The sequence below is a fragment of the Streptomyces sp. NPDC025651 genome, from assembly GCF_055558735.1.
Genome location: NZ_JBVHLZ010000002.1, coordinates 129,755 through 144,213, shown reverse-complemented (window position 1 = coordinate 144,213; position 14,459 = coordinate 129,755). Strand labels below are relative to the sequence as shown.

General features: G+C 72.6%; 13 protein-coding genes and 1 tRNA gene. 7 read left to right on the top strand and 7 right to left on the bottom strand.

Annotation, left to right across the window (positions count from 1 at the left end):
- Positions 1-88: 88 nt before the first annotated feature.
- Both ACZ4D5_RS08620 and ACZ4D5_RS08615 read left to right on the top strand, forming a co-directional pair.
- Positions 89-173 (top strand) — tRNA-Leu (locus ACZ4D5_RS08620).
- Positions 174-369: 196 nt separating this feature from the next.
- Entirely contained in the window at positions 370-630 is a 261-nt protein-coding gene (locus tag ACZ4D5_RS08615) for a heavy-metal-associated domain-containing protein (protein ID WP_467771618.1), read from the top strand.
- Positions 631-639: 9 nt separating this feature from the next.
- On the opposite strand, the gene ACZ4D5_RS08610 is transcribed toward ACZ4D5_RS08615, so the two are convergent.
- The 3 genes from ACZ4D5_RS08610 to ACZ4D5_RS08600 all read right to left on the bottom strand — a co-directional run bounded on the left by ACZ4D5_RS08610 (position 640) and on the right by ACZ4D5_RS08600 (position 2,693).
- Positions 640-1,023 (bottom strand): nuclear transport factor 2 family protein, encoded by a 384-nt coding sequence (locus ACZ4D5_RS08610; RefSeq protein ID WP_467771617.1) that lies wholly within the window; start codon positions 1,021-1,023, stop codon positions 640-642.
- Positions 1,024-1,194: 171 nt separating this feature from the next.
- Positions 1,195-1,875: a GntR family transcriptional regulator gene (locus tag ACZ4D5_RS08605; protein WP_467771616.1), complete on the bottom strand. Its 681-nt coding sequence runs from the start codon at positions 1,873-1,875 to the stop codon at positions 1,195-1,197.
- 71 nt (positions 1,876-1,946) lie between these two features.
- Positions 1,947-2,693, bottom strand: coding sequence for a helix-turn-helix transcriptional regulator (locus ACZ4D5_RS08600; RefSeq protein WP_467771615.1), 747 nt, complete (start codon positions 2,691-2,693; stop codon positions 1,947-1,949).
- A 201-nt stretch (positions 2,694-2,894) separates the two neighbouring features.
- On the opposite strand from ACZ4D5_RS08600, the gene ACZ4D5_RS08595 reads away from it, so the two are divergent.
- Positions 2,895-4,064, top strand: a complete 1,170-nt coding sequence (locus ACZ4D5_RS08595) for an MFS transporter (RefSeq protein ID WP_467772250.1) — start codon at positions 2,895-2,897, stop codon at positions 4,062-4,064.
- Positions 4,065-4,247: 183 nt separating this feature from the next.
- Positions 4,248-6,617: a collagenase gene (locus tag ACZ4D5_RS08590; RefSeq protein WP_467771614.1), complete on the top strand. Its 2,370-nt coding sequence runs from the start codon at positions 4,248-4,250 to the stop codon at positions 6,615-6,617.
- Here ACZ4D5_RS08590 and ACZ4D5_RS08585 read toward each other — a convergent pair.
- A complete protein-coding gene (locus tag ACZ4D5_RS08585) occupies positions 6,589-7,866 on the bottom strand; it encodes an MFS transporter (protein WP_467771613.1) in 1,278 nt (425 codons plus the stop codon). The genes ACZ4D5_RS08590 and ACZ4D5_RS08585 overlap by 29 nt on opposite strands.
- A gap of 165 nt (positions 7,867-8,031) precedes the next feature.
- Here ACZ4D5_RS08585 and ACZ4D5_RS08580 point away from each other — a divergent pair, with 165 nt between their 5' ends.
- The gene (locus ACZ4D5_RS08580) at positions 8,032-8,610 is read left to right on the top strand and encodes a TetR/AcrR family transcriptional regulator (protein ID WP_467771612.1); all 579 of its coding nucleotides are present in this window, start codon (positions 8,032-8,034) and stop codon (positions 8,608-8,610) included.
- A 52-nt stretch (positions 8,611-8,662) separates the two neighbouring features.
- On the opposite strand, the gene ACZ4D5_RS08575 is transcribed toward ACZ4D5_RS08580, so the two are convergent.
- Positions 8,663-10,183, bottom strand: coding sequence for a glycoside hydrolase family 3 protein (locus tag ACZ4D5_RS08575; RefSeq protein ID WP_467771611.1), 1,521 nt, complete (start codon positions 10,181-10,183; stop codon positions 8,663-8,665).
- Between the two features lie 258 nt (positions 10,184-10,441).
- On the opposite strand from ACZ4D5_RS08575, the gene ACZ4D5_RS08570 reads away from it, so the two are divergent.
- Both ACZ4D5_RS08570 and ACZ4D5_RS08565 read left to right on the top strand, forming a co-directional pair.
- Entirely contained in the window at positions 10,442-11,443 is a 1,002-nt protein-coding gene (locus ACZ4D5_RS08570; RefSeq protein ID WP_467771610.1) for a zinc-dependent alcohol dehydrogenase, read from the top strand.
- A gap of 19 nt (positions 11,444-11,462) precedes the next feature.
- Complete coding sequence (locus ACZ4D5_RS08565) at positions 11,463-12,416, top strand: Gfo/Idh/MocA family protein (protein WP_467771609.1); 954 nt, start codon at positions 11,463-11,465, stop codon at positions 12,414-12,416.
- 23 nt (positions 12,417-12,439) lie between these two features.
- On the opposite strand, the gene ACZ4D5_RS08560 is transcribed toward ACZ4D5_RS08565, so the two are convergent.
- Together ACZ4D5_RS08560 and ACZ4D5_RS08555 are read right to left on the bottom strand one after the other, a co-directional pair.
- Positions 12,440-13,300 carry a phytanoyl-CoA dioxygenase family protein gene (locus ACZ4D5_RS08560; protein WP_467771608.1) on the bottom strand — a complete coding sequence of 287 codons (861 nt, stop codon included), beginning with the start codon at positions 13,298-13,300 and terminating at the stop codon, positions 12,440-12,442.
- A gap of 24 nt (positions 13,301-13,324) precedes the next feature.
- On the bottom strand, positions 13,325-14,452 hold the full coding sequence (locus ACZ4D5_RS08555; RefSeq protein ID WP_467771607.1) for a phenylacetate--CoA ligase family protein: 1,128 nt from the start codon (positions 14,450-14,452) through the stop codon (positions 13,325-13,327).
- Between the last annotated feature and the right edge of the window lie 7 nt (positions 14,453-14,459).

Genomic DNA, 14,459 nt, shown 5'->3' with positions numbered 1-14,459 from the left:
GCGGATACGCAGGTGAAAGGCACTCCGAAACCTTGGTATTGTTGTCCATGTCGCCGCGGGGAACACCCCGCGAAGCGGCAGACACCTAGTCCGGGTGGCGGAATGGCAGACGCGCTAGCTTGAGGTGCTAGTGCCCTTTATCGGGCGTGGGGGTTCAAGTCCCCCCTCGGACACAGAGCAGGACGACTGGTGCCGGTCGGGAGAGATCCCGGCCGGCACTTCGCGTTGTGCGGCCGCGGTGTTGCCGTGGTGTGGCCGACGCCGTTCCTTTCGTTCATGCCTGTGGGATACCCTCCCCAGGTATGCGCCCCCGTCCATCCTCGCGGGCGGCGTGATGAACCGCGGTGTCGACGACGACAGGAGTGGCTCATGGATCCCTCTGGAACTCCCCCCGGTGGCGGCGCCTCCGCGGCAGGGGGTGTCACCGTGACGTATCTGGTCGAAGGCATGGTGTGCGGGCACTGCGCTGCCTCCGTGACCGAGGCGCTCACCGGTCTCGACGGCGTGCGCGACGTGGACGTCGACGTCCAGGGCGGTCGCGTGGTCGTCAGCTCCGAGCGTGAGCTCGAGGAGAGCGCGGTCGATCAGGCCCTCGACGACATCGGGTACGAGATGGCCGGCCGCGCCTGACGCCCGGGGTCAGTCGCCGAGGGAGCGGGTGAGGGAGGTGACGCTGGCGAACCTGCCGTCGTCGGTCATCTCGCAGAACTCGATGACCTCGATCTGCTTGGTCGTCCCCGTCTTCATCTCGCCGTGGATGATGAGGCGGGCGGCGATCCGGTTGCCGTCCCGTATCGCCTCCAGCGCTTCGTAGTGCCCGCCCACGACGCTCTTGCGTACGGGCTTGACGTGCTTGATGAGGCGCTCGCGTCCCATGCTGATGCCGTCGCTCACGAGCTCGATGTCCGGTGAGTAGTAGCGGTCGATGACCGTGGCGGGATCCTCGTCGCCGTGGACGACATCCTGGTGGTACCTGTTGTGCAGGTCCTCGATGAAGCTCCGCGGATCCGTGACGGCGTTCATGTCCATGCTTCTCCCTGGGCTGACTCGGTACTCGGTACTCAGTACTCCATGGGGGTATCTGTCGGCCCGCTCAGTAAAACAAGGGAGTTGCGTTGTCACAACTGGCGGCGGAAGCATTTTCGTGGGCCTGACAGACCCTCATGTCGCCTTGTGGGACCCGGTGTTGGCGCGTCACCGCGCGTTCGACGCCTCGTCCTCGGCCCACAGTGAGCGGACGTGGCCCAGGTGCCGTGCCATGCACTTCTCCGCGGCCTTCGCGTCGCCCGCGAGCATCAGGTCGAGGAGTTCGACGTGCTCCTCGGCCGACGGGGTCAGCTGGTCGCGCTCGTCGAGGGCGGTGAGGCCGTAGAGGCGGGAGCGCTTGCGGAGGTCGCCGACCGTCTCGACCAGGCGGTCGTTGCCGGAGAGGGCGAGCAGGGAGAGGTGGAACCGCCGGTCCGCCTCCAGGTAGGCGATCAGGTCGTGGTCACGGGCGGCACGGACGATCTCCTGCGCGACCGGGCGCAACGCCTCCAGGTCCGCACGGGCGGCGCTGCGCGTGATGCGGCCGATCATGGGGACCTCGATCAGGGCGCGGATCTCGGTGTACTGGTCGAGGTCGCGCTCGTTGACCTCCGTGACCCGAAATCCCTTGTTGCGTACGGGTTCGACCAGACCCTCGCGGGCCAGGTCGAGCATCGCCTCGCGCACCGGCGTCGCCGAGATCCCGAAGTCCTCCGCCAGGCCGGGCGCGGAGTAGATCTCGCCGGGGCGCAGTTCGCCGGAGATCAGGGCGGCGCGCAGGGCGTGGCCGACCTGGTCGCGCAGCCGCTCCCGGGTGGTGATGAGGTTCTTCTGCTTCAGGTGGCCCATGGTGATCCCTCCGGTGGTCCCCGCGCCCGAACTGATCACCAAAGTACAAGGTGACGTGGCCAGTTGGGGGTTCAGTCGCGCCGGTTGTGGGTGCCGGGCGTATAGCCGTAGGCCCGGCGGAACACATCGATGAAGGCGCTGGTCGACGACCAGCCGCAGCGGTGCGCGACCGAGGTGACCGGTGTGCCGTCGGCCAGCATGCGCAGGGCGTGGTACAGCCGCAGCTGGGTGCGCCACTGCGGAAAGGTCATGCCGAGGTCGCGGCGGAAGAGCCGGCTGAGGGTGCGCTCGCCCGCGCCCGCCGTGGCGGCGAGTTCGGCGAGGCCGCGCGGGTCGGCCGGGTCGCGGTGCAGCAGGTCGCAGACGGCCGCGAGGCGGGGGTCCGAGGGCGCGGGCAGTTGGACGGGCTGCTGGGGCGAGGCGCGGAGCTGGTCCAGGAGCACGGCGCGCAGGCGGCGGCGCTCGGGGGTGTCGTCATGCGGGCCCCGGGTGCAGGCGAGGATCAGTTCGCGCAGCAGCGGGCTCACGGCGAGGACGGTCGGGGCGTCGAGGTCCAGCGGGTTCGTGCGCGCGGGCAGGCCGAGCAGATGCAGGGCGAGGTGGCCGTGGGCGCGGTGCGCGTGGACGCATCCGGCGGGCACCCAGATGGCCCGGGTCCCCGGCGCGAACCACGTGCCGGCGTCGGTGGTGACGGCCACGACGCCCGAGCCCGCGTAGATGATCTGGTGGTCGTCGTGGCGGTGCGCGTCGATGAGCTCGCCCGGGGCCAGTTCACGGACGGCGGTGGGCGCTTCGGGGGTGTGGCGGATCTTCGGCACGGGTTGGCACTTTATCGGAAGCGCGCCAGGGCGGCGCGTGGCGACGATGAGGCGGTGTCAGCGAATCAGACCTCACGTACGCAGGGGAGTTCGGCCCAACAGCGGGGTTCGGCCCAGACCCAGACCCAGACCCAGGCTCGGACCCCGGCCCAGGCTCAGAGCCAGGCTCGGGCCCAGTCCAAGTCGCCCCGCACCGGCCCCATCCCCCTCCTCTCCCTCGGTCACGCCTGTGTCGACGTCTATCAGGGCGCCGTCGCCGCCCTCGTCCCGTACTTCGTGTCCGAGCGTGCCTATACCTATGCCGCCGCGTCGGGCGTCGTCCTTGCCGCGTCCCTGCTCTCCTCGGTGGTGCAGCCGCTGTTCGGCGCGCTCACCGACAAGTGGTCCCTGCCGTGGCTGCTTCCGGTGAGCACGCTGGTGGGCGGCGCCGGCGTCGCCCTCGCCGGGGTCAGCGGGAACTACGTCCTGACCCTGCTGGTCGTCGCCGTGTCCGGCATCGGCGTCGCCGCCTACCATCCGGAGGCCGCGCGCGTGGCCCGGCAGGCGAGCCGGGGCAGTCACACCGCCATGAGCTGGTTCTCGCTCGGCGGCAACCTCGGCTTCGCCGCCGCGCCCCTGATGGTCTCCGCGGTCGTCGCCGCCGGGGGACTGCGCGCGTCGCCGCTCCTCGTCGTCCCCGCCCTCGCGGGGGCGGCGCTGTGCGTGGCCGCGCTGCGCGGCGTACGGGCCGCCGAGGCCGCGTCCGACAAGGGCGCGGCGCGGACCCCGGCCGACGCCGAGGACGACTGGCCGTCCTTCGCCAGGCTGACCGGCGCCATCATCTGCCGCTCGATCGTCTTCACCGGACTGGGCACGTTCATCGCCCTGTACGTGCGGGAGCGCACCGACGGGGGTGAAGTCTCCGGCACCGTCGCGCTGTTCGTGCTCTACCTCGGCGGCGCCGTCGGCACGGTGGCCGGCGGGAAGCTCGCCGCGCGTCACGGCCGCCTCCCGGTCGTGCGGTGGTCGTACGCCCTGACGGTCCTCGCGGTGGCGGGCGTCGTCCTCGTCCCCGGCCCGCCGCTCTTCGTGTTCGTCGCGCTCGCCTCGGCCGGCCTGTATGTGCCGTTCTCCCTCCACATCACCCTCGGCCAGGACTACTTGCCCCGGCGCATGGGCACCGCGAGCGGCGTCACCCTGGGGCTCACCGTGAGCGTCGGCGGCCTGATGAGCCCGCTGATCGGAGCCGTCGCCGACGCCGCCTCCCTGCGGACGGCCCTGATGCCGCTGATCGCGCTGCCCGCCCTCGGCTGGCTCCTGCTGCGCACCCTGCGCGAGCCGGGAGCGGACGGTGCCCCGCGGCCAGGGGCGGACGCGGCGCCGCGCCGCTGAAGCAGGACGCTGAACCAGGGGGTCCGGATCCCGTCGAGGTTGCCGGGCCCTCAGGGGTTGTCAGTGCAATTTCACATTACTACGTTACGCATCACATAACTCAGCGGTGAGTCTTCAACTACCGCCGAGCGCGCCGCGGTTGACCGCCGCGGCGCCTTCCACCCCGCCACCCAGGAGCCATCGGTGACCCGACCACGTCGAAGAACCAGCCGAAGAGCCAGTCGAAGAACGCTGCGCAGATCCGTGCTCGTCGGCGCGATAGCGGCGGCCCTCTGCGTGACGGCCGCCCCGTACTCGCAGGCGGCCGAGCCCGCGGCGGACACGTCCCGTACGGCCGCGACCTCCGGGACCTCCACGACCTCCGCGCCCGCCGGGCCGAACCCCCTGGACGTCGTCGAACGCAAGGCGAAGGCCCCCAAGCCGAACACCCTCAAGATCCCCGCGCCCGGCGGCCTTTCGGGCGGCGGCACCCCGGGCGCCCGCACGCCGAAGCCGAAGGCCGCCCGGGCGAAGGCCGCGCCCGAAGCCGCGCCCTGCACCCTCGACGGCGTCACCGGTCTGACGCCCGAGCGGTTCACCGACTTCCTCGCCGACCCGGCCGTCACCGCCGACGGCTGTCTGCGCACGCTCATCTGGACCTGGGACGCGCGCCTCGCGCCGGTCATGTCGGACGCCCACGTCCAGGCGGTCTCCGGACGCGTCGCCCGGCTCGCCGCCGCCCACGACGGAAAGAACGGCAGCAACCTCCTGGAGATGCTCACCTATCTCCACGCCGTCGCGTACCAGGACTTCTCGCACGACGAGATCGACGTCACCGACGGCCCGACCGTGGACGCGATGCGCCGCGCCGTCGCCGCCTTCGGCTCGGCGCCCCGCACCTTCGACGTCACCCGGACCAACGCCGATTCGCTGCGCGAGGCGCTGTACGCGGCGAGTGCGCCGGGCCTGCGTCAGCACCAACTCCCGCTGATCAAGCGGGTTCTGGCGACCATGGACGCCGCCCACCCCGACACGGCCAAGGACACGGCCTGGGCGGGCTCCGCGCTCGCCGCGCTCTCCGTGAGCTACCTCGGCGTCTACCCCGGCAACAGGGACACCGCCTTCCACGCGGCGGTCAAGGGCGACGCCTCCTACCGCGCGGCCTTCAAGGCCTTCGGCGGGCACACCCACCTCAAGGGCACCGGCAACGCCTGGGTCGTGCGCGACGCGCTCCTGGAGTACGGCAGGTTCGGCCAGATCGACGGGCTCACCGCCGAGATCGTCTCCGGCCTCGGTACCCTCGTGGACGTCACGGCCCGCAACTTCGGCGAGGGCAGCGCCCCTTGGGCGAAGGTCGCCACCTGGCTGAACGAGTTCGACGCCTGTGCGCCGTACCAGGTCTGCAGGGCGGACATCGAGCGCCGGCTCTTCCCGCACACGTACACCTACGACAAGGGCGGCATGAAGGTCCGCACGGCGCTCGACCGGGGCACCGTCGACCAGCTCTACTACGCGAGCAAGCAGGTCAAGGCGCAGTTCCACCGGGTCGTCGGCACCGAGGAGCCGCTCGCGGGCGACCCCAACACCACGCTGACGACGGTCCTTTACGCCTCGCGCGCCGAGTACGAGAACTACCATCCGCTGCTCACCGGGATGGACACGAACAACGGCGGCATCTACATCGAGCGCGGCGCGACCTTCTACACCTACCAGCGGCGCGTCCCGCAGGACTCCTCGCTGACGCTGGAGGAACTCTTCCGTCACGAGTACACGCACTACCTCAACGGCCGCTGGGCGGTGCCCGGCTTCTTCGGCGAGGGGGCGTGGTACCAGGGCGACCGGACCACCGCGATGGACGAGGGCACCGCCGAGTTCTTCGACGGCGCCACTCGCGACGACGGCATCAAGGTCCGCAAGTCGCTGGTCAAGGGCATCATCGCCGACACGGCGAACGGCGGCCCCCGGATGAGCGTGGACCGGATCCTGCACGCCACGTACGACGGCGACGGCTTCCGCTTCTACAACTACGCGGGCACGTTCTTCGAGTTCCTGTGGACCGAACGCCCCGCGCTGATCAAGGAGATGTACGGGTATCTGCGGGCGGACGACCCGGCGGGCTTCGACGCCTGGCGGGGCAGGCTCGGCAGGGACGGCGGTCTGCAGAGCGCGTACGACGCCTTCCTCGACGAGCAGATCGCGCGGGTCGACGACCTCTTCGTGCCCGACACGACGTACGTGCCGGTCGGTGAGCTGCGCGACACCTCGGCCGACCAGGTGCGCGCCTCCTTCACGGCGACGACGGGCATCACGCCCGTGTGTGCGTCGAACGGGGCGCCGGAGCGTCCGCGGTTCACCTGTAAGAGCAGGATCACCGCGAACCTCGGCGCGTCCGGCAATCCCGACGCCGTCTTCAAGGACATGTCCGAGACCGTGGACTACTTCGTCCTGGACCGGGCAGCGGCCGGCGACAACAACCTGACCGACATGAACTGCTCGTTCGGGAAGGTGGACATCTGGTCCAACGGCCGTGCGGGCACGGCGGACTTCAGCTGTGAGGGCCCGCTGAAGGGGTGAGCTCGGCCTCCGAGGTCCCTGGGGCTCCCGCGGCGGACGCGGGGGCCCCGGAGGCGTCCCGCAGGCGGCCGCGCAGCATCGGCAGGCCGCACAGCGCGAGCAGCAGCGCTGCCGCCCCGGCGGCGATGCCGACCGAGAAGCCCGCCGTGGAGCCCCGGTTGTCGTGGACGACGCCCGTGACGGCCGCGCCGATCGCGACGCCGCTCTGCAGGCCCGCGATCATCCACGTCATGGCCTCGGTGAGCCGGTGCTCGGGTGTCGTGCGCTCCACGATCCCCATGATCACCACCATGGTGGGCGCGAAGAAGACACCGGCGGCGAACACCACGGCCGCCATGGCGGCGATCGAGTCCACCCAGAGGAAGGGCAGCGTGGTCAGTGCGGTGCCCGTGACGCCGATCAGGAGCAGGCGGGGCAGCGGGACGTCCGGGCCGCGGGCGCCGAAGAGCAGCCCGGCGGCGCCGGAGCCGACCGCGTACGCCGCGAAGACGATGCCGGACAGGGCCTTGTCGCCCTGCCGTTCGGCGAAGGCCAGGCCCATCGTGTCGACCATGCCGGGTATCGCGCCGCCGAAGAGCAGGGTGAGCGCGAGCAGCAGCACCGGCGGCGACCAGATCACCGAGGAGTCACCCGAGGCGGAGTGCTCGGCGCGGGGCGGCACCGGCGGCTCGGTGCGCTTCTGCGGGACGAACAGCGCGACGCCGACGACCAGCAGGATGCCCGCGGCCAGGGGCGCGGCCTGCGGGAAGAGCGCGGTGGACAGGACGACCGCGAGCGCCGGGCTGATGACGTAGGTCAGCTCGTCGACCACGGACTCCAGCGAGTACGCGGTGTTGAGGCGGGGCGTGCCGCGGTACAGCTCCGTCCAGCGGGCCCTGACCATCGCGCCCATGCTCGGCATCAGGCCGGAGAGCAGCGCGAAGAGGAACAGCGTCCAGGTGGGGGCGTCGGTGGTGGCGCAGAGCAGCAGGGCCGCCAGGGCGAGCACGCTGATGCCCGTGGCGATCGGCAGGACCCTGCTCTGCCCGTGCCGGTCGACGGCGCGCGAGACCTGCGGTCCGAGCAGCGCCATGGAGAAGGTGAAGGTGCCCGCGACCAGGCCGGAGAGGGCGTACTCGCCGGTGGTCTCGGAGAGCATCGTGAGGATGCCCATGTGGGTGAGCGGCAGGGGGAGCCGGGCGAGGAGGCCGGCGGAGCTGAAGGCCTTCGCGCCCGGGGCGGCGAAGATCTCGCGGTACGGATTCGGCATGGCGTGACCTGTCTCCGGGGTCGGTTCTCCGGGCGCGCGGGCATGCGGGGGCCCGGCGCGCCGCACGGAAAACAAGTGGGACGTACGTTCCACTTTCTATCACGTGGATCCGCCGGGGTACCGTCGGCGAGGAAGAACGCACCGGCCAGGGGAGTCACACGGACCATGTCGGACACCGCGCCGATCACCGACGGGCGCCGCGCCAAGGGCGAACTCCGTCGCCGCGCACTGATCGAGGCCACCGTGCGCGTGATCGCGCGCGAGGGGGCGTCGGGCGTCACGCACCGCAGCGTCGCCAAGGAGGCGGGGCTGCCCACCACCGCCACGACGTACTACTTCGACAGCATCGGCGACCTGCTGACCGCGGCGCTGACCAGCTGCATGGAGGAGGACTCGGCGCGCATCGAGCACTTGGTCGAGGCGTCGCCGGACGAACTGGGGAACGCCGACCGGATCAGGGCGCTTGCCCTGCTGATGGCGAACCTGCTCGCCGCCCCCGGCCATCTCCTCGCCGAGTTCGAGATGTGCTTGCTCGCCGTGCGCCGCCCGGAGCAGCGCACGGCGACACGGCGCTGGAAGGGGGCCCTCGCGGCCTTCGCGCGGCACTTCACCGACGACCCGGTACGCGTGAAGCTCTTCACGCACGCCTACGACGGCCTGCTCCTGCAGGGCCTGCTGGCCGAGGAGCCGCCCACGGCGGACGAGTACGAGGAGATGCTGAGGGAGCTGCTGCCCGCGGACTGACCGCCCGCGCCCGCCGCGACGCAATCAGCCCGCCGCGCCCGCCGCGACGCAATCAGCCCGCCGCGCCCGCCAGAAGTTCCGCCGCCGCGATGCCCGAGACACGGGTCGCGCCGTGGGTGATCAGGTGGGTGGCGCCGAGGGCGTCGCCCGCGGGGACGCCCATCTCGACGACCAGGGCGTCCGGGCGGCTGCGCAGCAGGCGGGTCAGTGTGTCCGTCATCCAGCGGTGGCGGGCCGCGTCGCGGACCACGACCACCAGGGGCCGGCCCGCCGCCGGGGTCAGGACCTCGTGGTCCAGGAGGTCCGCGCCGTGGGCGAGTTCGGGCTCCGTCAGGCGCACGGACGTGGTGCCGGGGCGCAGGTCCCGCAGCGGTTCCGCGACGCCCCAGGGGGTGCGGCCGTCCACGGCGAGGTTCATCGTGGGGGACAGCTCCACCACGTGCGCGGCGCCGGCGAGGGGGAGCGCGGCGTCCACCGAGCCCGAGCGGTGACGCACCCGCACCGCGCGGCGTGCCGCGACCAGGCCGATGTCGGAGGGCTCCGCCGCGCGGCCCACCGCGCGGGAGCGCTCGCCGGACCAGGCCGCGAACTCCCGTACGCGCAGGCCGGCTTCGGCGAGCCGCTCCTCGGGGAGCGTGCCGTCCAGCACGGCCTTGACCAGGGCCGTGGAGAGCAGGTCGAAGGTGGCCTCGTCGGCGCTCTCGCCGCCCACGCACACCGCGTCCACGCCGCCCGCCACCGCCTTGACCGTGGCGCCGTCGATGCCGTAGCGGTCGGTGACCGCGCCCATCTCGATGCCGTCCGTGACGAGCAGCCCGTCGAAGTGCAGCTCGCCGCGGAGCAGTTCCACCAGGATGCGGTGGCTGAGGGTCGCGGGCAGGTCGGGGTCGTAGGCGGGGGCGAGCAGATGTGCGGTCATCACCGCGCGCACGCCGGCCTCCATCGCCGCGATGAACGGCGGCAGCGCGGTGAGCGCGATCTCTTCGGCGGAGCCCTGCACCTGGGGCAGACCGTGGTGCGAGTCGACGATCGTGTCGCCGTGGCCGGGGAAGTGCTTGGCGCAGGCGGCCACACCGGCCTGCTGCAGACCGCGGATCCACGCGGCGGTGTGCCGCGAGACGAGGTCGGTGCGGGAGCCGAAGGAGCGTACGCCGATCACCGGGTTGAGCGGATTGGAGTTCACGTCGGCGCTGGGCGCGAAGTTCAGTGAGACGCCCGCGGCGTGCAGATCGCGGCCGATGTCGTGCGCCACGCGCTCGGTCAGGTCGATGTCGTCGACCGCGCCGAGCGCGAGGTTGCCGGGCCGCGACGAGCCGGTCCAGGCCTCCAGGCGCGTCACGTCGCCCGCCTCCTCGTCGATGGCGACGATCAGGTCGGGGTTCTCCGCCCGCAGCGACGCGGTGAGCCGCGCCACCTGCTCGGGCGTGCGGATGTTCCGCGAGAACAGCACGACGGAGCCCAGGCCCTCGGCGATCCTGCGGCGCAGCCAGTCGGGGGCCGTGGTGCCCTCGAAGCCTGGTTGCAGCACGGAGTTGGCGAGGCGCTCCAGGGTCGGGTCACTGCTCGGTGCCATGGCGCGACCTCCGAAGTTGCGGGTACGTGGCTGGTGCGGGTGCGTGGCGCGTGGTGTCCGGTGTGCGTGGTGCGCGACGTGTCCGACGGGGCGCCTGCTGATTGGTCCAGGCCAATTCGGATAGTGGATATTGGCTCGGCCCCGTCGGGGCTGTCAAGGAGTCGGAACCGGTCGAGACGGGCGAATCCAACATCATGGGGCGCGAGTTGGGGAATCCTTGGAACTTCCGCAGGTCGCATCCGCTGAGGGGAGAGGGTCATGCGCAGGTACGAGCTCGTCGGCAGGCGCGACATCAGGCTGGTCACCGACGTCGCGGTGCCGGAACCCGGGCCGCGGGAGGTCCTCGTCCGCGTGCGGGCCTGCACCGTCTGCAATCGCAGCGACCTCGCCTACTTCCACTACCACGGGCTGCGCGAGCACTGCGCGCAGGGCTGTTTCGGCCACGAGATCGCCGGGGTCGTCGAGGCGACCGGCGCGGGCGTGCGCCGGGTGGTGCCGGGACAGCGCGTCTTCGTGCGCACCCCGCTCACCACCGGGTACGCCGAATTCGCCCTGGCCCGTGAGATATCCGTGGGCGCGCTGCCCGACGAGGTGCCCTTCGAGCAGGGCGCGATCCTGCAGCTCCTGCCGCTGGCCGTGCACGCCACGCGCGGCATCCGGCTCGGCGACCGTGTCGCGATCGTCGGGCAGGGGCCCGTCGGGCAGATGGCGCTGCGGGTCGCGGTGGCCCGCGGCGCCGCCGAGGTCGTCGCCGTCGACCTCGACGACTGGCGCCTGGAGCGGTCGACCGCCGCGGGCGCCGACGCCGTGCGCCGCGTGGACGGCAGCCGCAAGCAACTGGCCGCCGTCGGCGCGGACTTCGACGTCGCCGTCGACGCCGTCGGCACGCCCACGACCCTGGGCGCCTGCGTCGGTCTCGTACGGCAGAACGGCCTCGTCGTCCTCCTCGGCACGCACCACGTCGACACCCACGTCACCGTCGACCTCGTCACCTGGGAGCGCAAGGGCCTGCGGGTGCACAGCTCCGCCGAACCCGTGGACACAGCCCGCGTGGAGGCGCTCGCGGTGGCCGAACGGCTCGCCCACCGCCGCACCGACGCCCTGCGCCTGCCCGACCTCCACACGCACACCTATCCTCTCGACGAACTCCCCAAGGCCATGGAGCAGCTCTCCGCGAGCCGCTCCCTCTACCCCGACGCCGAACACGCCCCCTACGACGGCCCGCCGCGCGAGACGCTGAAGGTGGCGATCGTCCCCTGAGGCGGCAGGAGGCCGTCGCATGAGGTGGGGCATCGCCGGATACGGCGACATCGTGACGCGCCGCGTGCTGCCCGCCCTGCGCGCGCTCGGCGAGGAACCTGCGGCGCTGTGGGGCCGCGACCCGCGCCGCGCCGCCCGCACCGCCGAGGAGCACGGCATCGCCAGGTCGGGCGCCGCCCCTGACGTCCTGCTCCGCGACGTCGACGCGGTGTACGTCGCCACACCCGTCGTCCACCATGTGCCGCTCGCCCGGGCCGTGGTGGACGCCGGGCTGCCCGTCCTGATCGAGAAGCCGCTCGCCGGAGGCCTCGCCGCGGGCGGCGGCACGCTCGACGCGGCGGGGCGGTGCGCCGGCGTCGCCTACTACCGCAGGCTCGCGCCCGCCGTGCGACGGCTGCGCGCGGAGCTCGGCGCGTGGAAGCCCGCGCGGGTGGAGGTGCGGTTCCGCTGCCCCTTCGACCCCGGCCCCGACGATCCGATGCGCTGGCGCACCGACCCCGCCGTGTCGGGCGGCGGGGTCCTCGCGGACGCCGGAAGCCACCGGATCGACCTGCTGCTCCATCTCTTCGGGCAGCCGTACGAGATCACGGCGCGGCTCGACCGCCGCTTCCCCGAAGGCGCCGAGCGGCGGGCCGAACTCGCCCTGCGCTGGCGGTCCGGGACGCGGGCCCACTGCCTCATGGAGTGGGCGGACGGCCCCCCGGTCGACCGCATCGAACTCACCGCCGACGGCCGCGCGGTGACCCTCGACCCGCTCGACTCGGGCCGCCTCGCCGAAGGGACGGCGGCACCGCTCCACCTCCCCCCGGACCCCAACCCGCACCTGCCCCTGCTCGCCGACTTCACGAGGGCCGTCACGACCGGCACGCCGCCGGTGTGCCCTGCGGCCGAGGCCCGCCTGGTGGACGACGTGATCGTCGCGGCGGACCGGTCGGCCGCGGCGGGCGGCCTCCCGGTCCGCCCCTGGGGCTGAACACGCCCTGTGGCACGAGGAGTTCACGCCCCGTCGTCCGCCGCCCAAGGCCGCAGCCACCGCGGGTCCGGGGTGTCGCCGGCGCGGACGAAACGGGTGTCGACGGACAGCCGCATCGCATCCGTCGTCGTGTTCAGGGACGCGTGGATGACGCGCGGCAGATGCACCATCACGTCGCCCGCCGCGAAGTCCGCGTACAGCCAGCGGCGCCCGAGCGTCCGCGCGGTCAGCTCCAGGTCGTGGCAGATCTGGCGGCGCTCGCCCGGCCGGTCGGTGACGTCGCGCAGCGGGGCGTACGCCTCGGCGGGCAGCCGGTGGGAGCCCTCCAGGTACACCAGCGCGCCGGTCCGCGGCGGGCAGTCCCCGACCGGGATCCACAGGGTGACCACGCGCGGCGAACCCTCGTCCATGTAGTCGAGGTCGACATGGGCGCGGGAGGCGCGCCGCGTGCCCCGGTGGAAGTGGCGCAGGATGCGGCGCGGCAGCATCTCGGCCTTGGCGTCCAGGAGTTGGGAGGCGAGCTCGGACAGGGCGGGGTTGCTCACGAAGTGGTCGAAGGGCGCCGAGCGCACGAAGGCGTACGCCGGATGCCCCGCCACCCCGTACTCCGGAACGCCCGCAGGCACTCGCCCGGAGAACACACCGTCCTCGGGCCCGCTGCCCGGCGCGAGCAGCCCCGGCGGGAACAGCGAGAAGTACGAGCCGCGCAGCCGCAGCACCTCCGCGCGCTCCAGCAGCCCCGGCAGATACAGATAGCCGTCGGCGTGCAGCCGCTCCCGCAGCGCCGGCGGATCCCTCGGCTCAAGGAGGTCCGCGCTGGAGCGGAGCGGACCGAAGAGCTCCGGCGTGAAGGGTACGGGCAGGCCGTTCGACGACAGGTTCACGATGCGTGTCCCTCGATCCTCGGGTCAGTAGACGCCTTCCACCGCCTCCTGCGCGTCCGCGCCGTCATGGAAGGGCCGCACCGCCGCCACCCCGTCCCAGGGGAACCAGGGGTGCGGACCCGTCCTGATCGCGCTGTCCCGCTCCAGGAGGCCCGGCAGGAAGAGGTCTTCGAGGAGCGTCGTGGCGCGCACGCGGCCCCGCTGCCCGACCTCGACCTCACACCAGGGGTCCGCGGGGTCGACGACCGTCAACACCGCGAAGGGCGGGGGCAGATGGTAGGAGTGCCCGGTGCCGCCGGGCAGCTCGGGCGCGCCCGCCACCGTGCCCGCCGACGCGTCGGCCTGCAGGGCGTGACCGACCAGCGTGTTGCCGTACGTGTCGATCCACTGCACCCCCCGCAGGTGCTCCTCGCGCAGGAACTCCGCCTCGGCGGCGGTGCAGGAGGTGCCGCCCGTGCAGACCGCGCGGATGCCGTACGTGTGCAGGGGCCGCGGCAGCCGCATCGCGAGCTCCAGGAGCAGCCGCGGCGTGGTGAACAGGAGCGAGGGGCGCTCGGCGGCCAGCAGGACGAGGGTCTGGTCGACGAGGTGCGCGGTGTAGGCGTCCGCCTCGCCGCCCGACCGCAGCGCGGCCTTCACCCAGCGCGGATCGAAGTCGATGGCGTGCACGGCGCCGTGCCAGCTGTCGGCGAGGCCCTCCACGAAGTGCCCGTACGCGTGCGGCCCGCTCGGCGTCATCGCCAGCACGTCGCCGCCGGCCACCCCGCGCGCCTCCAGGACCGTGCGGTAGATCTCCACGTCGTACGCGAGGCGCGTGACGTTGACGATCCGGCAGGGCGCGCCGGTCGTGCCGCCGGTCTCGAAGACCCGGAAGGGCCGGTCGCGGTAGCCGCGCGGGCGCAGGTCGCGTGCGCTCGCGGCGCGCAGCTCGGCCTTGTCGAAGAGGCCGAAGCGCGCCAGGTCGGCGTAGCCGCCGATGTCCTTCACCGGGTCGAAGCCGAGCTTCTCGCGCCGCGTGACCCAGAAGGGGCTGCCGGTCTCCGGCTCGAAGTGCCAGCGCATCATGCGCCGGGTCCAGGTGTCGAGGTCGATGCCCAGCTCGGGGACGCGGGCACGCAGCGTGTCGGGGAGCGTGTCGAAGGTGGTGGTCATGCGGGGC

Excerpts from the sequence above, each read along its gene's own strand:
- ACZ4D5_RS08615 (WP_467771618.1), top strand. The coding sequence starts at position 370 with ATGGATCCCTCTGGAACTCCCCCCGGTGGCGGCGCCTCCGCGGCAGGG.
- ACZ4D5_RS08610 (WP_467771617.1), bottom strand. The coding sequence starts at position 1,023 with ATGAACGCCGTCACGGATCCGCGGAGCTTCATCGAGGACCTGCACAAC.
- ACZ4D5_RS08605 (WP_467771616.1), bottom strand. The coding sequence starts at position 1,875 with ATGGGCCACCTGAAGCAGAAGAACCTCATCACCACCCGGGAGCGGCTG.
- ACZ4D5_RS08585 (WP_467771613.1), bottom strand. The coding sequence starts at position 7,866 with ATGCCGAATCCGTACCGCGAGATCTTCGCCGCCCCGGGCGCGAAGGCC.
- ACZ4D5_RS08580 (WP_467771612.1), top strand. The coding sequence starts at position 8,032 with ATGTCGGACACCGCGCCGATCACCGACGGGCGCCGCGCCAAGGGCGAA.
- ACZ4D5_RS08575 (WP_467771611.1), bottom strand. The coding sequence starts at position 10,183 with ATGGCACCGAGCAGTGACCCGACCCTGGAGCGCCTCGCCAACTCCGTG.
- ACZ4D5_RS08570 (WP_467771610.1), top strand. The coding sequence starts at position 10,442 with ATGCGCAGGTACGAGCTCGTCGGCAGGCGCGACATCAGGCTGGTCACC.
- ACZ4D5_RS08565 (WP_467771609.1), top strand. The coding sequence starts at position 11,463 with ATGAGGTGGGGCATCGCCGGATACGGCGACATCGTGACGCGCCGCGTG.
- ACZ4D5_RS08555 (WP_467771607.1), bottom strand. The coding sequence starts at position 14,452 with ATGACCACCACCTTCGACACGCTCCCCGACACGCTGCGTGCCCGCGTC.